The following is a 22918-nucleotide window of genomic DNA, read 5'->3' as shown; positions in this document are numbered from 1 at the left end:
GATATTCTTTCACGGCTGATAGTACAGAATATCGTATGGCAGAGACCAAAACACTGATTACCATAATGGGGCCTACAGCCAGTGGGAAGACTTCCGTGGCGGCTCATCTTGCCTATCTCACGGATGGGGTCGTACTCAGTGGAGACTCACGTCAGGTATACCGAAGGATGGATGTAGGCACGGGGAAAGATCTTGGTGACTATGTTGTTAATGGCGTACAAGTCCCATACTTCCTCATTGACATCTGTGAGCCGGGAGAGAAGTACAACATATACAAGTTCAAACAGGACTTCCATCGCATATACAACGAACTGCCGGAGGCACAGCCTAAGATCTTTTGTGGTGGGAGTGGGCTGTACATGGAGGCTGTACTTGGCGAATACTATCTTCCTGATGTGCCGGAGGATAAGGCTTTGAGGACTGAATTGCAGGATCATGACTTGCCTGCATTGGTTGAGATGCTGGCATCCTATGGACCTTTGCACAATACAACGGATACTGAAAACAAAAAAAGGGTCATCAGAGCCATAGAGATAGCGGAGTATAGAGCCAAGCACCCCATCACTTCGGCTGACACTGAGCATCAAGCTTTGACCTCAAAGATATTTGTCATCGATGTCGACCGTGATGTGAGACGTGCTCGGATCTCTTCTCGCCTTGATGCAAGGCTCAGAGAAGGGCTCGTAGAAGAGGTAAAGGGATTGCTTGATGAGGGGATCTCTGCCGAAGACCTGATTTACTATGGCTTGGAATATAAGTTCGTGACCGAGTATGTCATCGGAGAACGGACCTTTGAGAGTATGAAGGAGGCGTTGGAGATCGCCATACATCAGTTTGCCAAACGTCAGATGACGTGGCTCAGGGGGATGGAGCGCAGAGGTTTTTCTCTTACTTATATACAGCCGAGAGAGACCCCTATGGAGACGTCCCGATATATCTTGGACAGGCTTATTGACGAACGTATAATAACAATCTAAACAGTATAAGTATCAATCTTTAGATCTCAGTATAGATATGAAACAAATTATTTCTGTAGCCGTTGCTACAATCTTATTAACCCTCTCTGTGTCTGCTTATGCTCAGCAGTCTTTCAGCAAGAGGTTGTGTATCGCTTTTTACAATGTGGAAAATCTCTTCGATACTATCGATCAAGAGAATGCAGATGAAGACTTCACCCCATCAGGAGTGAATGCTTGGGACGAAACAAGATACAAGCAAAAGTTGCACAACATGTCGAGTGTCATTGCAAAGATCGGAACTGCCCAAGGTCCGGATGTCCTCGGTATGGCTGAGGTCGAAAACAGAGGCGTCCTCGAAGATCTCATCGCAATGCCTGCTTTGGCGGATAGGGGCTATGGCATCGTACATTACGACTCCCCCGACCATAGAGGTATTGACTGTGCATTGCTCTACAAGAAGAGCCGTATGGAGATTCTTCACTCTCATCCACAGCCTGTGATCATTCCCGGTGAAGAGGATATCAAGACCAGAGATGTGTTGTATGTCAAGGCTAAGGCTGACGGTGAGATATTGCACTTCATGGTTGCACACTGGCCAAGTCGTTCGGGTGGTGAGGCAGCTTCTGCTCCTCGTCGTTTGGCTGCGGCTAAGACGATGAAACATCTCTCAGACTCTATCTTGTCTACGGATGCCACTGCCAAGATCATCATGATGGGTGACCTCAATGATGACCCTGTCAGCCCAAGCATGAAGGACGGACTTAGCATCAAGTACAAGACAAAGGATCTACAAGGTACAGATCTTTATACTCCTATGTATGACCTTTACAAGGCTGGTTACGGCACACTTGCGTACAGAGATGTCTGGAGCCTTTTTGATATGATGATGGTTTCCGGAAACGTGGTGAATACTCCTGAAGAAGACGGATATAGACTTCTATTCAGCAAGACTCAAGGCTTCGGGGCTTTTATCTTCAATGATAAGATGCTCACACAAGAAAGTGGACGTTACAAGGGCTATCCCAAGCGTACCATCGTCGGTGGACAGTACCAAGGTGGCTATGCCGATCACTTCCCGGTTTATCTTTTCTTAGTGAAGTAAATCGGACACTCATACAATCCAAAACGACATCGGCGGTAGTCATGCATTTTGACTACCGCCGATGTCGTTTTATTTGAGCGATAAAGCCCTAATTCAGACGGGGCTTTTACTTGTTGCCCTTGTTGAAGTTTGCTTTGGCCGAGAAGTAGAGTCGCTGAGCCTGATAGTTTGGGATCGGGGGAGAGTTCTTTTCGATCTCTATGAGAGCTTCCATGATCATGGGGTATTCCTTCTCAAGTCTGGATAGGATACGACCTGCAACATGCTCAATGAGCTCGGACGGAGTTTTCATTTCATCTTGAATGAGTGTGTAGAGATCTGCATAGTTGATCGTTCCGGATAGTTGATCATCCTTCATGGCTTGTGTGGCATCAAACACAACTTCAAGGGTGATATAAAACTCATTTCCGACCAAAGTCTCGTGTGGCATCACTCCGTGTCTGGCATAGGCAACGACTCGTTCCAGACGGATTTTTGTTTCCTTTATTTCCATGCGGTTTCGTATTTTCTTTACGTTAGTATTAACCTATGATCTCGCTTTGTTGCTTGAGGGAGGCATCATGTATGAGGTCAAAGATGTCTCTTGCAAGTTCGGGTGATACACCGTATCGTTCAGCCCTTCGTTCTCGATCCATCATCATCGACTGGTAGCGTTCGGACTGAAAGGCCGTCTTTGAGTTTGTCGATTTCCAATGCCCGATTTCGTCAGAGACTCCGGCTCTTTCGCCAAGAAGACGTAAGATCTCATCATCGATCTCATCTATGCGTTGACGAAGGCGTTCGATATCTTCACCCAAGCAAGGGTTACAGTCTCCGATCTTGAGTCCGGAGATGATCTCTTTGAGTCTGAGGGGTGTGATCTGTTGGGCTGCATCGCTCCATGCTTCGGACGGAGAGCAGTGAGCTTCGATGAAAAGTCCTTCGTAGCACCTGTCCATCGCCTCTTGAGCCACTTCGGCAATGAGTGTACGATCTCCCGTGATATGACTTGGGTCGCAGAAGAAGGGCAGTCGAGGATAGAGCTGTCTCATTCGTGTCGGAATCTTCCACATCGGGAGATTTCGGTAATGGGTCTTATGCCCTGGTCCGAAGCCTCTGTGAATGGCTGCCAAACGTGTAAGTCCATACGAATTGAGCCTTTGTATGGCTCCGAGCCAAAGGTGCATGTCAGGAGCAATGGGGTTTTTGACCATCACTGCGATGTCGTGCCCCTGAAGCTCTTGAGCAATCTCATCGAGAGTAAACGGGTTGGATGTCGTGCGCGCCCCGATCCATACCATATCGACCTTGTGTGCAAGCGCAGCTCTCACGTGGGATGGGCTCGCAACCTCTACACCTATCTTCAGACCTGTCTCTTCTCTGGCTTCGACAAGCCACTTCAAGGCATCTTCGCCGATGCCTTCAAATCCTCCGGGGTAAGTGCGAGGCTTCCACACACCTGCTCTGAAGACACGTACTCCGGCCTCGGCAATACCTCTTGCCGAGAGGAGTATCTGCTCCCTTGTCTCTGCACTGCACGGGCCGGAGATGATCAGTGGCTTATGATCTTCCAAATCCGGGAAAAGGGGAGACAGGGATAGTGGTGTTATCTTTGCGTCCATTAGTTCAGTGATCTTGTGTCGGATGGTTCGTATGAGCTTGTCTGAGTGCTGATGTCGAACAAATGATGTCAAATGTTTGGTATACTAAGCTATACAACTTTTGGGTAGAGTTGTTTGCTTTTATTTTGTTGGGCGTGATGACGGTAAATTTTTATGGATGCATGATCTTCAGAGCTCTCATGACCAGATCATAGGTGTTGCCTAATGTGTCATAGACCTCTGCTCCTGAAGCATTTTTGTGACCACCTCCATTGAAAAACTCTTTGGCAAAGATATTGGTGGGGAAGTCTCCTTTGGATCTTAGAGAGAGTTTCGTGAGGTTGTTTACTTCGAAGATGAAGATCGAGAGTTCGATGTCTTTAGCTTCGAGGGGAACATTGACAAGTCCTTCTGTATCTCCTACGCGATAGTTGAAGTCCATCTTTTCTCTGTTGGTCAAGGTGATGATGGCTGTCTTGTACTCGGAGTAAACCTTCATGTTGTTCATTATCGCATGAGCATTGAGACGTATTTTATCGACGGTAAATCCCCGTTGTACCGCTGCAGTGAGGAAGTCCTTGCGGACGCCTTTCTCAAGCAGTGCAGAGATTGTGGTGTATATATCCGGGTCTTCCGAATTGTATGAGAAGTTGCCGGTGTCCGTCATCATGCCCCAGTATATGGCCTCTGCCACATCTTGATCGACGTGCCTCATCCAGCCCAACTCTTCGATCAAATGGTAGAGTAGGAGACAGGTCGAGGACTGTACCGGATATGAGAAGGTAATGTCCACAAACGGATGAGGGTGTAGATGATGGTCTACCAATACCTTAAATGCCTTTGACTCTTGGAGTGCAGTACTTAAGCTCTCTACACGTTTCGGTTCATTGAAGTCCATGCAGAAGATGATCTCAGCAGACTCTATAGCTGGGATGGCTTCATCATGTTTAGCGAGGGCAATGATAACATCCTCTACACCGTGGAGGACGACAAAACTTTCGGGAAAATAGCTCGGATAGACGACTTTGGTCTCGTGGCCAAGAGTCTTCAGTACCTTTGATAGAGCGAGCGTAGATCCGACAGCATCTCCATCAGGAGAGATATGGGAGAGAAGGGTGATTTTACGAGGTGTGGATAATTGATCTTTTAGAGTTTGTATATCTGACTTTTCGAAAATTGGTTTCATACGTTGGTTTTATCCTTTGGCTTATTAGGATTGTTGTTTCTATTTTTATTTCTTCTGTTTGGTCTGCGACGAGGTTTATTCTCCTTGTCTTTGTTGGGAGCAGAGGTGGTTTTCGCTCCGGTCTCTGCCGGTTTCTTTTTGTAGGGCTTTCTACGATTATTGCTTCGCTTTTGGTTGTTGCTGGGAGCGCTATTGTCCGGAGGCCTTATACCTTCAGGTAGCTCATTGATCTTTACCTTGTAACCCAAAAACTTTTCGATCTCCAAAAATCTACGCTTGTCCTTGGATGAGACGATGGTGATCGCAGCGCCTTTGAGGTTCGTCCCACGTGCAGTACGCCCGATGCGGTGTACGTAGTCTTCGGGGTCATGTGGGACATCGAAGTTCACAACCAGCTCAATGTCCTCCACATCGATACCACGAGAGATAATGTCCGTCGCAACTATTGTTTCAATCTTTCCGGCCTTGAAGTCTCTCATCACCTCTTCTCTTACACTTTGGTCAAGATCAGAGTGCATATCCATGGCCTTAAATCCTCGCATAGACAACTCGCGTTTCATCTGCTTGACCCTGTCCTTGGATGCAAAAAATGTGATGCAACGCTTCGGACGTAGCCTTGTGAAAAGGTCGATCAACAGTGCAGACTTGTCTTCATCATGACAGTAAAATACACTTTGATTGATACTTTCAGGAGGCCTTGACACTGCTATATTCACTTCTACAGGATTACGCATGATCTCTTTTGCCATCTTGCGGATATTTGCCGGCATGGTGGCAGAGAACATGATGGTCTGCACAGACTCCGGAAGGTGCTTGTAGATCTCTATGATGTCGTCATAAAATCCCATGTCGAGCATCCTATCGGCTTCGTCCAAGACAAAGAAACTCACCTCCGATAGATTTACCGTGTTAAGGTTGAGGTGCGAAATGAGACGACCGGGAGTGGCGACGACAATATCGGCACCGAGGCGTAGACCTCTTTTTTGTTGCTCCCACTCTGCACCTCCTGTACCTCCATAGATAGGGACAGCTGAGACATTCACAAAGTAAGAGAAGGCTTCGATTTGCTGGTCTATCTGTTGGGCCAACTCTCTTGTAGGAGCCATGATGACCACGTTGACATGATCCTGACTGTATTCGCCTGACGAGAGGAGGCTGAGTATCGGTAGGACAAATGCAGCAGTCTTGCCTGTACCGGTCTGTGCACATGCAATAACGTCGTGTCCATCAAGGATAGGGGGAATACTTGCTTCCTGTATCGGCGAAGGCTTGACAAAATTCATGGCGTCAAGCCCATCCAATACCCTGTCGTCTAAGTCAAAATCGTAGAAAGTCATCGGTGGTAAAATTATTTGATGGCTCAGTGAGAAGTCAATCCGTATTTTTTCAATACTCTATTCCATTCTGAGGAGCCTTTGTTTTGTTCTATTTGTCTGTTTATGAGTTGAAGGAGTTCAGAAGCATTGTCATTGAGCACCCATACTTGGTGAAGATCAAAGGCTATACCCGTCTCGACGACAAGGCCTTCTACTCGCTTGCTTATAGCCTGAGCAATGTTTCGATCACATACGGTGTAGTCTATGTCTCCCTTTAAGACTGCCAAACACAGACTTTCGGGAGTCTCATCGTTGTGCTCTTCTATCTCGATGGTAGGGTACGAAAAGTCTTGTAGGTTTTTCAGCAACACTTTGATGTCATCTGCATCCTTGGGGATGGAGATCTTGATGTCTTGCATTTCATCAAAGATCTCTGTCCATGATCTGCTCATTGAGTCCGGACGATGCACGAGGGCAAAGCCCGATACATACAGCGGTGCAGTCGTCATGAGAGCCTCCAAAGTCTCATTGGTAGACCAGGCGAAAGAGGTCGCATAGAGCTCTATGTCATTTGAAGAAAGGGCCTCAAGAGCTTCTGCTCTCGAACTGAATGGTACCCACTGTATTGTGGTATCAGGCAACAATAAGGTAAGGAGGTCATGCTGTAGACCGCTGAATTTTCCATCTTTGCCAATATTGAAATCGATAGGCGAAAAGTCGACCCCGACCTTTAATCTTGTGATGTCCGCAAGATCCCGGGATTTCGGAGTTTCGCTACAAGAACGAATGCCCCAAAACAAACCTGAAACAATCACTACGGTCAGCAGGATCCCCCATAAGCGATATTTACCTACGATATCTTTCATCACCCTCTTCTTAGTTACGCAAGTCCACGACCAGCCCCAGTCTCACGATCGCAGGGTACTGTGGATAATGAACAGTTGAGAAGTAATTTGGTTTAAAAAGCTTGGATGACAAGTTGTAGTACTGAATGAAAAATCTTGTACGTTTCAAGTGTACATTGGCATAAGCTGTCATCATAGGAGTATCTCCTCCGAGCATGATGTCGCTTTGGGGCTTAAACATCTGTGTCGTCGGATCATAGTATGGTGCATGATAGGCAGTGTGATACTTCGCATCTACACCAAACTGTATAGTCATGACCTTTGCAACCAAAGCCTTAAGATATAGGTTCGAATACACCGCAAGATCGGGTAGGGGAGCGACAGTCTTGTCGCTGGAGTTTTGCCAGACCAAGCTATTCTCCCAGTTGAGAGGTCCTAATCTCAGTCTGTGATCTACACCGACTGCAATCACCCTAAAGTTCGTCTTCGACTGATTCGGCTGAGACTTCTCATCTACATACATTGGGTTTTGTATGGTTTCGAAGTTGGCATGGATTTCGGTATTGAGAACGGGAATGCGTAGTCGTCCCCCTGCTCTCAGTCTTTGTATCATCACTAAGTCCCTGTCCCACTCATGTAGTGTGGATTTGTATCTGCGCAAGATATAGGATGGGGGAGTGTTGAATAAGTTGCCATGAACATCAAGTAAGACCTCTTTGCTGAAGAGTTTCAGCCTGCTGTTGGCTTCGGCATCTATCCGTAGCTCTCCTATCTGTGCTCCTGCAAATGCAAATTCGCCTTGTACTCGGTAGCCAAAGTTTTTGAAGTTCTTACTGCTCAGACGCCCACCTGCGTAAAAGGTGTTTTCTGTCCTGTTCAGATTATCGTCATAGACACCATATAGTGGTATCTCATAACGCTTGTGATCGAACGAGACAAATGCTGCAATGCCGAACTTCGCCCACTTATGAAAACCCTCCAGCAACTCAATACCCAAGGTGTTGGATATCTTTGTCAGGAGAAGTGTGTCGTTAGGGTAATAGGTTGCATCCAAAGGACGAGGAAGTATGGGCTCCTTGAAATCCTTCAACAGCTCTTGATCCTGACCCAAAAAACGCCTGCGCCCTCTCTCATAATGCACATCGTGGAAGAATGATGTGACAGGAGTAAAGTGCTCCACAAGCCTTACGCTGTCACCATCTTTGATACTATCGGTACGAGCTATCCCCAATGAGTATCTGTGATTGAGACGAGCCGATCCGAAGTGGATACGGTTCCAGACATTTCTATATTTCGTAGGAATATCTTTCAATAAAAGAGAACGCCGACCTTCGGTAAAGTCATCCGGATTGGTGATATAGCGGTCATCCGTGATGCCCCCATTTTCCATGTTTATGGTATTGGTGTTGCCTACAGATAAATAGGCTTGGTAGCGGTTGCCCAGATATGATGCGAAGGCTCTGTAAGTGACATTTTTTGACTTTGTCGATGCGTAATAGCCATTGGCATAGTCATAGTCAAACTGCCCCCCTACATTGATTTTCTTGCCAAGATTGCTCGAAAACAAAGTATGGAAGTTTTCCTCCACATTGTCTGACCCTCCGTTTTTGACATAAGACAGAAGGGTATAAGGTACTTTGACATCGAAGAACCTCATGTCCTTCCCTCTATGTATGAGGTGATCATAAGGATTGGTGAAGAAGAAGTCTCCCCACTGATCGATAGGGCGGTCGAAGTATATCTTGGACTGATAGGGTGAGGCATACGTGCCGGTATAAGCCTCCGCTATACTTTTTCCCTCTATCGATGAACGATGGAAGTAGTTCAGCCTCAAAGTGTCGGCAAAGGCCGGTCTCACATCTCCTGTACGGCGTACGAGATAACTGGCATGGAGGTTGCCTCGTCTGTCATTATCACTGTCGTCATACTTCTCTACTGCATCACGTTTGCGAAACTCAGCTTCGACTTGATCCCTTACCTGAGCCATGAGAGGTGTTTCCATTAGGATCAAGACTGTGAGGACGAGTAAGCCATAGCGGAACGCTTTTATATTGGTATACATAAAAATCTCTGTGCCTATCAACGTTTACGGTGCTCAAACTCCAGTGCTTTAGCTGCACGAACACCTTGCCACTCACCGTTTTTCACTACGATCGTGCCATTGAGGATTGTTGTTTCGATCTTGTTGTGAAGGATTGAACCATCGAGAGGGGTCCATCCACATTTGTAGTGTACATCTTTATCCTTTACCATCCAAGGCTTGTTCGGAGACACGAGGACAAGATCAGCAAAATAGCCCTCACGGAGATAGCCTCTCTCCTCTACTCCGAATAGAGTGGCCGGTCTGTGACACATGAGGTCTACCACATCCGTACGAGAGAAGATGCCTTGATCGGCAAGTTCGAGACACATCGCCAACGAGTGTTCAACAAGGGGACCACCCGATGCTGCCTTGAGTGCCCCCCCTCCTTTTCAGAAAGTAGGTGTGGAGCATGGTCGGTGGCTATGATGTCTATCAGTCTCGTCTTTGCTGCTTCCCTCAGGGCAGTCCTGTCTTTTGCTGTCTTTACGGCAGGATTCCACTTGATACGAGTCCCCAAAGTCTCATACTGAGAGTCATCGAACCATAAGTGATGCACACAGACCTCTGCCGTGATTTTCTTGTCCGTCAGAGGTTGATCTGCATTGAAGAACTCCAACTCCTTTCCTGTCGAGAGGTGTAGGACATGAAGTCTTGCTCCTGTCTCACGAGCGAGGGCAACAGCCTTGCGAGTGGATTCATAGCACGCTTCCTCACTTCTTATCGCTGGGTGAAATCGTACCGGTACATCCTCACCATACTGCAGGGTATAGGTTTCTTTGTTTTGGCGGATGATCTCTTCGCTCTCACTGTGTATGGCTATGAGTACAGGGGACTCGGAGAATATGCGCCTCAGGGTCTCATCCTTGTCCACCAGCATATTGCCTGTCGATGCTCCCATAAATACTTTCACCCCCGGTGTGTGACGAAGGTTCAAGTCCTTGAGTACATCTGCATTGTCATTGGTCGCTCCCATGTAGAACGAATAATTGGCAAAAGATCTGCTTTCTGCCAAAGCCATCTTATCTCTCCATGCCTCTATCGAAGTGGTCTGAGGATTGGTATTCGGCATATCCATGAAAGAAGTTACACCTCCCATGAGAGCCGCCTTACTTTCAGTCTCGATCGACCCTTTGTGAGTCAACCCCGGATCGCGGAAGTGTACTTGATCGTCAATGACGCCGGGAAGGCATAGCATCCCCTTTGCATCGATCATCTCCGATACATCACGTGGAGACTCTATCCCTTCACCCTCCAATACTTTTGAGATACGATCATCTGTGATCTCTATCGAACCTATATACTCTCTACCCTCGTTGATGATGAGGGCATCCTTTATCCATATTATCTTACTCATAAAGTCGTGTGTCCGATTTTTACTGTTTGAGTTTCTGTTGTCCTTTTTGAGGGAAACGTTTTGTCATTCCCCACCATCGGAGCTTCAGCACCCCAAAGAGAGCCTCTCCGAATATGGAGGTATTCATCTTTGATGTTCCCACCACTCGGTTGACAAATATGATCGGTACCTCCTTGATCGTGAAGCCACACAGCTTCGATGTGTACTTCATCTCTATCTGGAAGGCGTAGCCTTTGAAGTGGATCTTGTTCAGCTCTATTGTCCTGAGTACTTCGGCCTTGTAGCATACAAATCCCGCTGTGGCATCTCTTACATCCATCCCTGTGATCATGCGTACGTACACGGAGGCAAAGTAAGACATGAGCACTCGGCCGAGTGGCCAGTTGACGACGTTGACTCCGTTACAATAGCGTGATCCCACGGCAACATCCGCCCCCTCTTTGGCACAAGCTTCGTAAAGTCTCGAGAGATCATCGGGGTTGTGGCTGAAGTCCGCATCCATCTCTATGATATAGTCGTAGCCCTGTGCCAACGCCCAGTCAAACCCCGCCAAGTACGCTGTGCCGAGTCCTTGTTTTCCGGGGCGTTCGAGTAGGAAGATCCTCTCCGGAGTCTCACTCATCATCATCTTGACCTCTGCTGCCGTGCCGTCAGGCGAGTTGTCATCGACGACAAGCACATCAAAAGGCATCTCCAGCCTGAGTACTGCTGTGATGATATTACGGATGTTTTCTATCTCATTGTATGTCGGTATGATGACCAGTCTTTTATCCATCAAAATCTTAATCTGTAATCGTTATCAAAGCACGCATCATCGCTTCGCCAGCAAGCTGTACATCACATAGATGGAAGCTATCGCAAAGAGGACGATCCAAACGTTGGATGCTTCATACATAAACCCTCCGGCTACGACATAAAAAAGCGAACCGATAAAACCCATTCTGTTGAGACGTCTCTCTCGCACACTCCCATCCCTTGCTGTGAGTGAAGCCGAAAGAAAATAGGAGGTGAGTCCTATCGCACCGATGATGAAAATCCACACCGTCCATCCCAGTCTCAGGATGTGAAGGGCAGAGCCCAAGATGATGAGTAAAAATGAGAGATAGAGTATCGTTGTTGCTACTCTCGGAGGTAGTCCTTTTGCTGTCATAGGAGAGATGCTTTTAGTCTTTGAGGAGATATAGATCTTCGTCGTCCGCCTTCATCAAGAAACGTTCTCTTGCATACTTCTCCAGTTTGCTCTTTTTGAACCGAAGTTGATCCAACTTGACACGGTCTTCCTCAATCTGTTTTTTCAATCGATCGCGCTCCTTTGTCATTGACTTGAGTTGGGTACTGTATTCGATCTGACTGAAGATGCTATCCTCGTCAGGGTACAGGAGTGCCAATAACCCTATCACTCCCATTACTGCAAAGGGATTGAGACGTTTTATCCTATTGAATATATCCTTGATATTTTTCTTCTGTATCATAACCAAGTAAATGAGGTTGCACTATCATCCAAAGATACGAAAAATAGATGAACGGTAGGTGTGAGCTGAGGGGGCAAAATTGTCACACCGGTCGAAACACATTAGTGTGATTTGGAGAATTGTGTATTTGGCTTGTTGTTAATCTATCTGGAAAGGAGGATTTCGAGGGGGATGAAAAAGTCGTTTGATTCGACAAATCGATTCGTAAAACTTGATGACAAAGGTCGTAAGATTTGATTTCTCGAATCCTTTGATTTGATTTTATGAGCTTCCTTATCTGAAGGTGATTCTGTAATGTGACGGAGCGTGTGAGGATTTGACCGATTTGGCTGTTTGCTCGATTGTTGGTATCTTTGTGAGCTATTTGCCACCGTCAGCGGATGGTGTTCTTCCGAAACTCGGAAGCCTCGTTGTCCTTCTTGAGACAAGAAGTGCACAGAGGTTAAGTGCAACTTAATTCATTATTTATGAGATCGAAAACTTTCGTTCTTGGTATGCTTTCGATGCTGTTTGTAGCTTTTGCCACCCTATTTATTTCGGCAGCAGACACATCAGCAGATCCCGGTATCGGATACAACCCGGGAGAAAAAATGCCAAGTATCAAGGTGGACGACATAGACCTGCAAGAAGTCAGTGCAAAAGAGGCTACTCTTGTGGTCCTATGGTCTAAGCGCGATGCCAAGTCGCGTATGGTGAACTCTTGGTTGAGCAGTAGTTTTGAGCATCAAGTCGTTTCGATATGTGTCGATGCAGATACGGCAGAAGCAAGACTCTACGCAGATATCGACGGTGTATCGGCTGATGTCACTGTCAGAGGAGGTAGCCAAAGTGAAAAACTGATCGAGGCTCTGGGGATGACAAAAGGATTGAAGTCCCTCATGGTCGAAAATGGCGTGATCGTGGAGACAAATACAGTGGCCATGACATGGGATCAGTTGGCAAACACAGAAAGTGAATTTTCTGAGAGATAAAATCTCTCCCATAAAAAGTCGAAGGACTCGTACAGAGGTGGTGCTGAAACCTCTCTGGACGAGTCCTTTTTGTTTTGTTTATTTCGTGTGCTTTCAAGCGTGTATGATTGCTGTTTTGGGACATTTGAACAGTCGCTATGTATCCGTCAAAGTAAATGCTTGATAATGTCGAAAGAATGAAGTAAATTTGACCATTGATGGAAAGTGATAATGACTTAATTAGCGTCCGGGTATGGGGTATCTGAAATTTGACCGAAACAATATGAGTAACCTGGAGGTGTCTCTCAGCAAAGAAATACTTCGCACAAATCGCCGAGGTGCTTATCACGCTTCTTCGATCGTAGGGTGTAATACTCGAAAGTATCATGGTCTCCTTGTTGTCCCCAGTCCTTTTATGGATGGGCATGGCAACGTTCTTCTTTCCTCATTCGATGAGACGGTCATACAGCATGGCGCAGAGTTCAATCTTGCCGTGCATAAGTACAAGGATGGGACTGTCGCCCCCAATGGGCACAAGTACATAAGGGAGTTCGATATAGATATCATCCCCAAGACTTTGTATAGGGTAGGTGGGGTGGTACTCTCCAAAGAGATTATCTTTTCTCGCGGCACCAACAGGGTACTCATTCGCTATACCTTGCTTGATGCTCATTCGCCTACGATACTTAGGTTCAGGCCGATATTGGCTTTTCGTAACGTGAAGGAGCTGACTACCGAAAATGATGCGATAAATTGGGACTATCAGACCGTAGAGAATGGTATCTCCATGTGTCTGTACGAAGGTTACCCTGAGCTCTATATGCAGTTCTCCACCCCGGTGGAGTGGCATCATGCTCCCATCTGGTATAAGGACTTCTTCTATGAAAAAGAGCAGGAGAGAGGGCACGCCTGTGTCGAGGACTTGCCTACACCGGGCTACTTCGAGTGTAATATACGGAAGGGGGAGTCCGTCATATTTGTCGCCGGTGATGAGCCTACCGATCCGACAGAACTTCACGATATTTTTGAAAAAAATATACAGGTCCGCATCCCTCGTAACAGCTTCACAAACTGCCTGATCAACTCTGCCGATCAGTTTTATCTCAAAAAAGGAGAGGGACAGTGTTATCTTTTGTCCGGGTATCCATGGTTTGGGGTCAAGGCAAGGGATCAGTTTATGAATCTTACCGCGTGTACTTTCGGCATCGGTAAGCCCGACCGATTTGATGAGATCTTTGAGACGGCTTGGCCGGCTCTTGTGCATTTCATGGGTACCGGAGAAGGAGATGATACGATAAGAGGGATTCAGCATCCGGATACGTTACTTTGGGTCATCACTTCGATGCAAGACTACTCAAAGTGGAGGAGCCTTGACGAAACGCGTGAGAAGTATGGCGCATATCTCAAGACGATCATTAACTACCTCACTGACGGACACCATCCGACGATGAAAAAGATGGAGAATGGACTCCTCTATGTCATCCCCAAGGATGGTATGCCCGTGACATGGATGGATGGCAAGATCTATGGGGTTTCGGTGGTGGATCGACAAGGGTATATAGTGGAGATAAATGCGTTGTGGTACAACGCTCTTTGTTTCTATCAAGAACTGGCCGGTGAGAAGGATGAGGCCCTGTCTCATCTGATCGAGAAGGTAGCAGAGTCATTCGTTCGGGTGTTTGTCAATGAGCATAATTATCTCTTTGACTATGTCTGTGAGGGGCGTTCTCAGGATTGGAATGTGAGACCCAATATGATTTTTGCTGCAGGATTGCCATATTCTCCATTGTCTCGAGATTTGCAGCGTTCGGTGCTGGACATCGTTACAAAGGAGCTGCTTACACCCAAGGGTTTGCGTACGTTGAGCCCGAAGAGTCCGTATTACAGAGGGTATTGCAATGGCACACTACACGAGCGAGAGTATGCTTCTAACCAAGGTGCCGTGTGGCCGTGGTTGATGTATCCTTATTTGAGTGCTTATCTCAAACTTTTCAAACTTAGCGGGGTCTCTTTCGTCGAAAGGGTGCTGATCTCGTTTGAGGACGAGCTAACACTGCATGGCATCGGTACACTCAGTGAGATGTATGACGCCACGCCTCCTTTTGTCGGACGAGGTGGGATCTCCTACGCGGGGAGTATAGCTGCCATACTTCGAATACAAAATCGTCTTAATGACTTCTATCAAGAGAATGAAGCCATCGAGACATATTACAGTAAACAGTAACAAAACTGAGGAGAGATATTATACATGAAGGCATTGATGTTGGGATGGGAGTTTCCTCCTCATATACTTGGCGGATTGGGTACTGCGAGTTATGGCTTGACCAAAGGTATGAGCATTCAGCAGGACTTAGAGACGACTTTTGTGATCCCTAAGCCTTCGGGTGATGAAGATAAGTCTTTTATGAATATCATAGGGGCTTCACAAGTGCCTGTCGTTTGGCGTGATCATCCACGTGACTACGTGCAGGAGCGCATCGGACATCTCATGTCCCCCGAGACTTATTATAACTTCAGGGATCATATCTATGCTGACTTTAGTTACATACATACTGATGACTTAGGGTGCATAGAGTTCTCGGGGCGTTATCCGGACAACCTTCATCAAGAGATCAATAATTATTCTATTGTAACAGGTGTCATTGCAAGGAGTCTTGACTTTGATGTGATACACTCTCACGACTGGTTGACCTATCCTGCAGGTATACATGCCAAGATCGTCACAGGTAAACCTCTCGTAGTACATGTCCATGCAACGGATTTCGACAGGAGTAGGGGCAATGTCAACCCCATTGTCTATGCGATCGAAAAGGATGGTATGGATAACGCCGACCACATCATCACAGTCAGTAACCTTACCAGAGCTACAGTCATCGAGAAGTATCATCAAAGTCCGGACAAGGTCACAACGGTACATAATGCCGTCACTCCGCTCAGTCCGAATATCCTTGCCATCTCCGACAAACGTGGAGTCAAGGAGAAAGTCGTGACTTTCCTTGGGCGCATAACGATGCAAAAGGGTTGTGAATACTTTGTCGAAGCTGCAACAAAGGTATTGCAGAGGACAAAGGATGTGCGTTTCGTCATGGCCGGTAGTGGAGACATGATGGATCAGATGATCCAACTTGTTGCAAAGAGGAATATCTCGGATCGTTTTCACTTCACAGGTTTCATGAAAGGTAAACAAGTCTATGAGGTCTTCAAGGCGAGCGATGTATATGTGATGCCTTCGGTATCCGAGCCTTTCGGTATCTCTCCACTCGAAGCCATGCAGTGTGGTGTGCCGTCGATCATCTCAAAACAATCGGGTTGTGCCGAGATCATCAATTATGCCATCAAGGTAGACTATTGGGATACAGATGCTATGGCGGATGCCATATATGGATTGGTCACTTATCCTGCCTTCAATCAGTTTATGAGAGAAGAGGGATTGAAGGAAGTCAACAGTATCAAGTGGGAAGATGCGGGACTTAAAGTGCGCCGTATCTATGACAAGGTGACCGGGATGACAACACAGACATATTAAAAGAGGGACATAGACATGAAAAATATATGCTTTAACTTCCAAGTACACCAGCCTTTCAGGCTGAAACGTTATCGCTTCTTCGACATCGGGAATGATCATTACTACTTTGATGACTTTCAGAACGAAGAGATATTCAAGCGTATAACAAGAGAGACCTATATGCCTGCTAACCAAATGCTCCTCGAGATGATCAAGAAGTCCGATGGAGCAGTTAAGGTATCGTTTGCCATATCAGGGACAGCTATCAGTCAGTTTGAGATATTTGCCCCTGAGCTCATAGATAGCTTTGTCGAGCTCAGTAAAACCGGTTGTGTAGAGTTTCTCGCACAGCCTTATGCACACAGTTTGTCGGCATTGGGAGATCCTATCGAGTTCCGATCTCAAGTAGAGATGCACTCTCGCAAGATCAAGATGATGTTTGGGCAGGAGCCGAAGGTCTTCCGAAATACCGAGCTCATCTATTCGGACGAGATCGCAACAGAGGTTGAAGAGATGGGGTTTTCGGGGATCATTACGGAAGGTGCCAAGCATATTTTAGGCTGGAAGAGCCCCAATTATTTATATAACTCAGCCACTCCTAAAGGTCTTCCACTCTTTCTGCGCAATCAAAGGTTCAGCGATGATATCCTCAAAAACTTCAGTCGTTATGACTGGCGAGAGTATCCCTTGACTGCCGATAAGTTTGCCGGATGGTTGGGGCAGTTGCCGGAGGACGAAGAGGTTGTTTATATTGATATGGCTTACGAGGTCTTCGGGCAGGCTCAGCCTACTACATCGGGCATCTTTGACTTTTTCAGAGCCCTGCCGAGGTTTTTTGATGAAAAAGGGCTCAGGTTTGCAACTCCATCGGAAGTTATTCGTGACTGTAAACCTGTCGGGGTGGTGTCAGTCCCCTTTGCAATCTCATGGTCGGAGGAAGAGAAAAATACCAGCACTTGGCTGGGAAATGCCCTTCAGTCGGAGGCTTTCAGAAAACTTATTGACTGGGGAGAGCGAACTCGTCTCAGTCAAGACCGAAGATTATTACAAGATTGGCTATATTTGCAGAGCAGTGATCACTTCTTGTATATGACCACCACGAATAAGGACGTTCGACTATTCAGTCCGTATGAAAATCCTTACGATGCTTTCAATAATTACATGAACATCCTTAGTGATTTTCACCTGAGGGTCGAAGCCCAGTATCCCAGCTCGATAGAGAATGAGGAACTCAATGCGCTACTCCTTACAATCAAAAATCAAGGGGAGGAAATCGAGGCTCTGAAGGCTCAGCTGGAAAAGAAGAAAAGAGGAACAAAGAAACAAAGTAATATACCTAACAACTAACTACTTAACAGAACAAACCTATGCAAGAAATTGAATGGTCAAAATTGAGCTTTGGTTACTATCCAACAGCTTGGAATGTGAGATGTTACTACCGTGACGGTAAGTGGGGTGAGATCGAGGAAACTCAAGACACCAACATCAGTATGCACATGGCTGCTACTTGTCTTCACTATGGACAAGAGGCATTCGAAGGTCTTAAGGCTTTCAAGGGTAAGGACGGTAAGACTCGTCTATTCAGAGTAGAGGAAAATGCGCTCCGCATGAACCGCTCTTGCGAAGGAATCATGATGCCTGAGATGCCTGTCGAACTCTTCACTGAAATGGTGACTAAGGTTGTCAAGCTCAATATCGATTACCTTCCTCCTTATGAGTCAGGTGCATCACTTTACATCAGACCTCTTGTGATCGGTACAGGGCCACAGGTCGGTGTGCGCCCAGCCAATGAGTATCTCTTCATCATCTTTGTTACACCTGTAGGTCCTTACTTCAAGGACGGCTTCAAGCCAACTCCTATGGCTATCCTTCGTGGGTACGACCGTGCGGCACCTCTCGGTACAGGTACGATCAAGGTGGGTGGTAACTACGCAGCCGGTATCAAGGCAGGTCACATTGCTCACGAAAAGGGATATTCGGCTGTTCTCTTCCTCGATGCAAAGGAAAAGAAGTATATCGATGAGTGCGGACCTGCAAACTTCTTCGGTATCAAGGGTAACAAGTACATCACTCCAAAGTCTGAGTCCATCCTTCCATCTATCACAAACAAGAGTCTGATGCAGGTTGCAAAAGATCTTGGTATGGAAGTAGAGCGTCGTCCAATCCCGGTCGAAGAGCTTGCAGAATTTGACGAAGCCGGAGCATGTGGTACAGCAGCTGTCATCAGCCCTATCCTTCGTATCGATGACCTCGATGACAACCACAGCTATGTCCTTGCAAAAGAAGGTGAAGCCGGCCCTGTATGTACCAAGCTTTATAATGCTCTTCGTGCAATCCAGTATGGAGATGCGGAAGACAAGCATGGATGGGTGACTATCATTGAGTAATCAGGTATTCTGATCCAAGCATAAACGCTTTCGGGGCGACACATAATGAGATGATCCGGTCTCTTATGTGTCGCCTTTTTCGCGCATCATGGGGATGATGGATATTCTCGTCTGTGTCCAAATTGGTTGATCTACTTGCTCCGGTGAAATTCATCACAATTATTTTCACTAACTTTATCGTTAAATAATACTCCGGGGACACAATCCTTGTGGGTAGAAGACAAATCAAAAAGGATGACTTTTCAGAATATATATAGCCAAATCTCTTGTTCCAGATTTCGACAGTTCTTTCTGGTTGCGGTACTCTTTATGCTCTCATCGGAGCTGTTGGCACAGGAGATCGACTCTCAAGTGATCGCTGAAGATAAGTTTGTCAGCAAACAGTTGTATCTGAAGTCCCTGACTCTTGATACTCCCGGAGATGGGAATGAGTCAGCACGCTTCAATCACCTTTGGATGGCGGGATTGATGGATGCTTCTCAACCCTCTATTCGGTATAATTTGGCTTTGGGTTTTGCAGCCATAGGGATGCAGTCGGAGGCTTTTTCGATGATGCAGAGTGCTTTCGACCTTTCCGGACGACAAGACAAGGAGATCGGAGAGGCTTTGACTGAAATGGCTTACAGGACAAATCGTCTCAACGTGGCTGAAGAGACCTTGAAAGCCCTCACAGAGGCTTATCCTGATGACAAATCCTCATTCATACGACTGGTCGAAGTTTACAGGAGAAAAGGAGAGCCCTCGGCCGCCATAGAGATATTGGATAGATTGATAGAAATGGGGCAGGGAAAGCATCTTTTGATCTTTGAGAAAGCTAAGATCTTGGCCGAGATGGGAAAGATCGATGAGACCCGAAAACTCCTTGAGGAGCAGGTCGCAAGCATGCCTACGGATTTGGAGAGTGTCTCCTATCTTGCTTACCTTTATCTCTCACAAGAGGAGGTGGCAAAAGCCAAAGGCCTGATTAAGGCGACCAGGAGGTACATTGCCGATGCTCCGATATTGGACGAACTTTCTGTGTACATACACATCGCCGATAATGACTATGTACGTGCTGCTAAGGAGATACAAAAGATGGCACACACAGAAGATGCACAGCCTGCTGACATCGAGAAGTTGATGTCCCAGAGTATGTCTGCAAGTCAGGATAAGGTTGCAATGACCAAGGCTCTCATCCCGGTTCAAGAGGACTTGATCGAGGTCTATGAGCAATCAGATGGGATCAAACTCTCCTTGGCGAACAATTACTTCGTTGTCGGAGATTCGATAAAAGGTGAGACTCTGCTCTCTAAGATGATCGATGCGAAGACAGAGGAGACTTTTCCTTATACCTACTTCATCGAGAAATATATTCAGGCTCATCAGACGGAAAAGGTCATCGAACTCTCGGAAGTCGCAATGGGTGTTTTTCCGGACAAGGGAACATACTACGTTTTTGCTCTCATGGGTTATGGAGAATCGAAGGACAAGGTGAGCTCTGAGATCGTCCTTGACAAAGCCATAAAAATGGTGCCAAAGACGGATCCCGACTATGGTGATATCATGCTGATCAAGGCTGATGCAGAGTCGGAAGCCGGACGGTATGATTCGGCAAGAAACTACTACGAGGAGGCGATACAGTATGCCAAGACTCCTTTGGCGCACAATAATTACGCTTACTTTTTGGCTGTTCATGGCACGAAAGAGGATCTTGACAAAGCTGAAGAGTTGGCCAGCAAAGCGGTACAACGAGTACGCAACTTTCCGACATTTTTGGATACTTATGCTTGGGTGCTTTATCTGAAGGGTGAATATGCACTCGCAAAGGTATACATAGACAGTGCGATCAGTAATGAGGAAGTGCCTAATCATGTTTATTATGAACATCAAGGGGAAATACTCTTCAAGCTGGGTAAGATCGAAGAGGCCATCACTGCCTTCGAAAAGGCTATCCGATTCGGAGGGAAAGCCGAAGTGTTGAATGATAGAATCAAACAAATCAAATCGAAAAATGCTCAGTAATATATCATATCGTAGCCTTGTGGCCGGTGGAGGAAGTAAGGCATTGTTCTTGCTGATTCTTTTTTTTATGACAGGGTGTGGTACATCGAGGCGTGCCACAACTGTGATTAGGACTGTCGGTGCTGAGGCTCTTTCGAAGGGAGATTTTTTGCGCACATACAATCAGAAGGAGGAGCCACAAGTCATTGATGCCAAAGGTTATATCTCGGCTCTTTTTGATGGCAAGGAGGTCGGAGTCGGTGCACGATGGTCCCTCAAGAGGGATGAGGAGTTTGTGCTTTCTCTTCGGGTGTTTGGACTTATGGAGGCCGGTAAACTTACCGTGACTCAAAACAATCTGACCGTCATAGACCGTATGGGAAAGAGAGGGTTGGCTTTGGATAATCTTTCTGAGACTCTCTCTCGAGAACTCAAGGCCTATAACATCGATCCTCGCATACTGACAGCAATGGCACATCATAGACCATTTTCAAACAAACTTGTTGGTGGTAGTGCCCTCAAGGGGATGGACTTTTCTATTGGTTCTCATGAGGGGTTATATAGATTTGAAGATAAAAAGCATCGGATCATACATGACTTTGATAATGGGCTCAATCTTATCCGTAGCTTTGTAACTTTGCCGAGTGGAGAGATGATCAACATCGAATATTCTGACTTTGTGCTGATCTCGCCTCAGATACGTCCCTATCCCAAGTCTATGATCTTGACCGTGATTCCCACCGACGTGCGGAAGCAAGCGAAGGTACAGATCCAGCTGGACAATATCTCTACTCGCTTCAGTCAACGTGTCGATACCTCGATACCTGATGGATATAAGAGAATGACGGTGGATCAACTGAAAGACCTTATAATCGATTTGGATAAATAATGAAACGTCTCTTATTCATTCTGTTTGCTATCGCACTTCTCGTTCCCTTTTCTGAAGCAGATCTATGTGCTCAGAAGTCAAGGAAGGTGCGTCAGTTGGAGAGTAAACGAAAAACACTCAACGAGGAGATAAACAAGATCTCAGCACTCATAAAGGATACCGATAAATCCAAGAGTGTCAGTCTGAAGAAACTCAACCTCCTTAATCAGCAAATCAAGGCGCGTAAGGAGGTCATCGAGACTCTGACCGCTGAGATAGAGGAGGCGACTCGAGAGACGGGGCGTATGCAGTTGGAACTCGACAGTCTCTTGGGGGAGTTCAGTGTGAAGCAATCGGCTTATGTCAAGTCTCTGCAAGCAATGCAGAGTAGAGATAATGCTGAGGAGCAGTTGCTTTTTATCTTGTCGGCAAAGGATTTTGCTCATGGATTGAGACGAGTGAGGTATCTGAAGGACTATGCGACTTGGCAGAAGCAGGAAGCTGTGAGATTGAGAGGCATCCATGCTCGGGTGAAGGGTAAGCAGGAGGAGATCCAAAAACAGGCTCAGGAGAAGACCGCATTGCTTAATGAGCGTGAAAGCGAGAGGGCAAATCTCCAAAAAAGTACCGAGGAGAGTCGACAAGAGATAAATAAGCTGAACAAACAACAAAAGGAGCTCAAGGCTCAGCTGAATAAAAAGAGGAAGCAGGCCGAGGCTCTGAATAGAGAGATTGAGCAACAGATCGCGAAGGAGGTTGCTGCAGCTGCAGAAAGGGCCGAGCGAGCTGCAAAGGCAAAGAAGTCCAAAGAGACAACGACAACCGCCTCGAAGACAAAGACGGCTACCGCCAAACGCCAGAAGGCTCCTGTACAGTATCAGATGAATAGTGATGAGGTCAAGTTGTCTGGGAACTTCCAAAATAACAAGGGGCATCTACCGGTACCGATCACAGGGAGATATTCGATTGTGAGCTCGTTCGGTGAACATGCTCACGAAAGTCTCTCTTATGTCAGAGTCAACAATAACGGAATAGATATTCAAGGACAAGCCGGAGCAGAGGCTCGTGCTGTCTTCGAAGGAGTGGTCACGAGGATTTTTGTGGTCGAAGGATACAACAATTCCATAATCATTCGTCACGGTAACTATCTCACCGTTTACAGCAATATCACGAGTGTGTATGTCAAAAGTGGTGACAAGGTAACAGCCGGGCAAGCTCTCGGTAAGGTTTTTGCAGACCCTGAGATGGGAGGTGCGACATTGTTACATTTTCAGATATGGAAAGAGAGGACAAAACTCAATCCTCAACAGTGGATCAGAAGATAAATAGAT

The 22918-nt window shown here is 46.5% G+C and carries 19 protein-coding genes and 1 pseudogene; 10 read left to right on the top strand and 10 right to left on the bottom strand.

The window, feature by feature from the left end:
• The first annotated feature begins 35 nt into the window (after positions 1–35).
• Positions 36–977 (top strand): tRNA (adenosine(37)-N6)-dimethylallyltransferase MiaA, encoded by a 942-nt coding sequence (gene miaA, locus EL262_RS03380; RefSeq protein WP_036850857.1) that lies wholly within the window; start codon positions 36–38, stop codon positions 975–977.
• Between the two features lie 37 nt (positions 978–1014).
• A complete protein-coding gene (locus EL262_RS03375) occupies positions 1015–2061 on the top strand; it encodes an endonuclease/exonuclease/phosphatase family protein (protein ID WP_025838150.1) in 1047 nt (348 codons plus the stop codon).
• Between the two features lie 106 nt (positions 2062–2167).
• On the opposite strand, the gene folB is transcribed toward EL262_RS03375, so the two are convergent.
• From folB to EL262_RS03325, 10 genes and pseudogenes are all read right to left on the bottom strand, one after another.
• Positions 2168–2554, bottom strand: a complete 387-nt coding sequence (folB, locus tag EL262_RS03370; protein ID WP_025838151.1) for a dihydroneopterin aldolase — start codon at positions 2552–2554, stop codon at positions 2168–2170.
• 28 nt (positions 2555–2582) lie between these two features.
• Positions 2583–3662, bottom strand: coding sequence for a chorismate mutase (locus EL262_RS03365; protein WP_025838152.1), 1080 nt, complete (start codon positions 3660–3662; stop codon positions 2583–2585).
• 151 nt (positions 3663–3813) lie between these two features.
• A complete protein-coding gene (locus EL262_RS03360; protein WP_025838154.1) occupies positions 3814–4827 on the bottom strand; it encodes a DHH family phosphoesterase in 1014 nt (337 codons plus the stop codon).
• Positions 4824–6164: a DEAD/DEAH box helicase gene (locus tag EL262_RS03355; RefSeq protein ID WP_025838156.1), complete on the bottom strand. Its 1341-nt coding sequence runs from the start codon at positions 6162–6164 to the stop codon at positions 4824–4826. Before EL262_RS03355 ends, EL262_RS03360 begins: the two co-directional genes overlap by 4 nt.
• A gap of 23 nt (positions 6165–6187) precedes the next feature.
• On the bottom strand, positions 6188–7009 hold the full coding sequence (locus tag EL262_RS03350) for a transporter substrate-binding domain-containing protein (protein ID WP_025838158.1): 822 nt from the start codon (positions 7007–7009) through the stop codon (positions 6188–6190).
• 10 nt (positions 7010–7019) lie between these two features.
• Positions 7020–9050: a putative porin gene (locus EL262_RS03345; RefSeq protein WP_078735739.1), complete on the bottom strand. Its 2031-nt coding sequence runs from the start codon at positions 9048–9050 to the stop codon at positions 7020–7022.
• Positions 9051–9067: 17 nt separating this feature from the next.
• A pseudogene (locus EL262_RS03340) lies at positions 9068–10425 on the bottom strand (dihydroorotase).
• Between the two features lie 19 nt (positions 10426–10444).
• The gene (locus tag EL262_RS03335; protein ID WP_025838164.1) at positions 10445–11200 is read right to left on the bottom strand and encodes a polyprenol monophosphomannose synthase; all 756 of its coding nucleotides are present in this window, start codon (positions 11198–11200) and stop codon (positions 10445–10447) included.
• Positions 11201–11236: 36 nt separating this feature from the next.
• Positions 11237–11575: a hypothetical protein gene (locus EL262_RS03330; RefSeq protein ID WP_025838166.1), complete on the bottom strand. Its 339-nt coding sequence runs from the start codon at positions 11573–11575 to the stop codon at positions 11237–11239.
• A 13-nt stretch (positions 11576–11588) separates the two neighbouring features.
• Positions 11589–11897: an FtsB family cell division protein gene (locus EL262_RS03325; protein WP_025838168.1), complete on the bottom strand. Its 309-nt coding sequence runs from the start codon at positions 11895–11897 to the stop codon at positions 11589–11591.
• Between the two features lie 467 nt (positions 11898–12364).
• Here EL262_RS03325 and EL262_RS03320 point away from each other — a divergent pair, with 467 nt between their 5' ends.
• The 8 genes from EL262_RS03320 to EL262_RS03285 all read left to right on the top strand — a co-directional run bounded on the left by EL262_RS03320 (position 12365) and on the right by EL262_RS03285 (position 22912).
• Positions 12365–12868 carry a hypothetical protein gene (locus EL262_RS03320; RefSeq protein ID WP_126464349.1) on the top strand — a complete coding sequence of 168 codons (504 nt, stop codon included), beginning with the start codon at positions 12365–12367 and terminating at the stop codon, positions 12866–12868.
• A gap of 232 nt (positions 12869–13100) precedes the next feature.
• A complete protein-coding gene (locus EL262_RS03315) occupies positions 13101–15071 on the top strand; it encodes a glycogen debranching enzyme N-terminal domain-containing protein (protein ID WP_078735740.1) in 1971 nt (656 codons plus the stop codon).
• Between the two features lie 24 nt (positions 15072–15095).
• On the top strand, positions 15096–16373 hold the full coding sequence (locus EL262_RS03310; protein ID WP_025838171.1) for a glycosyltransferase: 1278 nt from the start codon (positions 15096–15098) through the stop codon (positions 16371–16373).
• A 15-nt stretch (positions 16374–16388) separates the two neighbouring features.
• Positions 16389–17699 carry a glycoside hydrolase family 57 protein gene (locus EL262_RS03305; protein WP_078735741.1) on the top strand — a complete coding sequence of 437 codons (1311 nt, stop codon included), beginning with the start codon at positions 16389–16391 and terminating at the stop codon, positions 17697–17699.
• A gap of 20 nt (positions 17700–17719) precedes the next feature.
• Positions 17720–18739, top strand: a complete 1020-nt coding sequence (locus EL262_RS03300) for a branched-chain amino acid aminotransferase (protein ID WP_025838173.1) — start codon at positions 17720–17722, stop codon at positions 18737–18739.
• 309 nt (positions 18740–19048) lie between these two features.
• Positions 19049–20740 (top strand): tetratricopeptide repeat protein, encoded by a 1692-nt coding sequence (locus EL262_RS03295; protein WP_036853611.1) that lies wholly within the window; start codon positions 19049–19051, stop codon positions 20738–20740.
• Entirely contained in the window at positions 20730–21608 is an 879-nt protein-coding gene (locus EL262_RS03290) for a DUF4292 domain-containing protein (protein ID WP_164715431.1), read from the top strand. Before EL262_RS03295 ends, EL262_RS03290 begins: the two co-directional genes overlap by 11 nt.
• Positions 21608–22912, top strand: a complete 1305-nt coding sequence (locus EL262_RS03285; protein ID WP_025838182.1) for a murein hydrolase activator EnvC family protein — start codon at positions 21608–21610, stop codon at positions 22910–22912. Before EL262_RS03290 ends, EL262_RS03285 begins: the two co-directional genes overlap by 1 nt.
• Positions 22913–22918: the final 6 nt, after the last annotated feature.

The organism is Porphyromonas cangingivalis (assembly GCF_900638305.1).
GTDB classification, from domain to species: domain Bacteria; phylum Bacteroidota; class Bacteroidia; order Bacteroidales; family Porphyromonadaceae; genus Porphyromonas_A; species Porphyromonas_A cangingivalis.
Note: the sequence above shows the minus strand (reverse complement) of the source record. Positions and strands in the feature narration are given on the sequence as shown.

Bases quoted from the DNA above. Each gene is read 5' to 3' on its own strand.
- EL262_RS03305 (WP_078735741.1), top strand. From the start codon at position 16,389: ATGAAAAATATATGCTTTAACTTCCAAGTACACCAGCCTTTCAGGCTG.
- EL262_RS03330 (WP_025838166.1), bottom strand. From the start codon at position 11,575: ATGACAGCAAAAGGACTACCTCCGAGAGTAGCAACAACGATACTCTAT.
- EL262_RS03285 (WP_025838182.1), top strand. From the start codon at position 21,608: ATGAAACGTCTCTTATTCATTCTGTTTGCTATCGCACTTCTCGTTCCC.
- EL262_RS03295 (WP_036853611.1), top strand. From the start codon at position 19,049: ATGCTCTCATCGGAGCTGTTGGCACAGGAGATCGACTCTCAAGTGATC.
- EL262_RS03335 (WP_025838164.1), bottom strand. From the start codon at position 11,200: ATGGATAAAAGACTGGTCATCATACCGACATACAATGAGATAGAAAAC.
- EL262_RS03365 (WP_025838152.1), bottom strand. From the start codon at position 3,662: ATGGACGCAAAGATAACACCACTATCCCTGTCTCCCCTTTTCCCGGAT.
- EL262_RS03290 (WP_164715431.1), top strand. From the start codon at position 20,730: ATGCTCAGTAATATATCATATCGTAGCCTTGTGGCCGGTGGAGGAAGT.
- EL262_RS03325 (WP_025838168.1), bottom strand. From the start codon at position 11,897: ATGATACAGAAGAAAAATATCAAGGATATATTCAATAGGATAAAACGT.
- EL262_RS03310 (WP_025838171.1), top strand. From the start codon at position 15,096: ATGAAGGCATTGATGTTGGGATGGGAGTTTCCTCCTCATATACTTGGC.
- EL262_RS03375 (WP_025838150.1), top strand. From the start codon at position 1,015: ATGAAACAAATTATTTCTGTAGCCGTTGCTACAATCTTATTAACCCTC.
- EL262_RS03320 (WP_126464349.1), top strand. From the start codon at position 12,365: ATGAGATCGAAAACTTTCGTTCTTGGTATGCTTTCGATGCTGTTTGTA.
- EL262_RS03300 (WP_025838173.1), top strand. From the start codon at position 17,720: ATGCAAGAAATTGAATGGTCAAAATTGAGCTTTGGTTACTATCCAACA.
- EL262_RS03315 (WP_078735740.1), top strand. From the start codon at position 13,101: ATGGGGTATCTGAAATTTGACCGAAACAATATGAGTAACCTGGAGGTG.
- EL262_RS03345 (WP_078735739.1), bottom strand. From the start codon at position 9,050: ATGTATACCAATATAAAAGCGTTCCGCTATGGCTTACTCGTCCTCACA.
- EL262_RS03360 (WP_025838154.1), bottom strand. From the start codon at position 4,827: ATGAAACCAATTTTCGAAAAGTCAGATATACAAACTCTAAAAGATCAA.
- EL262_RS03355 (WP_025838156.1), bottom strand. From the start codon at position 6,164: ATGACTTTCTACGATTTTGACTTAGACGACAGGGTATTGGATGGGCTT.
- folB (WP_025838151.1), bottom strand. From the start codon at position 2,554: ATGGAAATAAAGGAAACAAAAATCCGTCTGGAACGAGTCGTTGCCTAT.
- miaA (WP_036850857.1), top strand. From the start codon at position 36: ATGGCAGAGACCAAAACACTGATTACCATAATGGGGCCTACAGCCAGT.
- EL262_RS03350 (WP_025838158.1), bottom strand. From the start codon at position 7,009: ATGAAAGATATCGTAGGTAAATATCGCTTATGGGGGATCCTGCTGACC.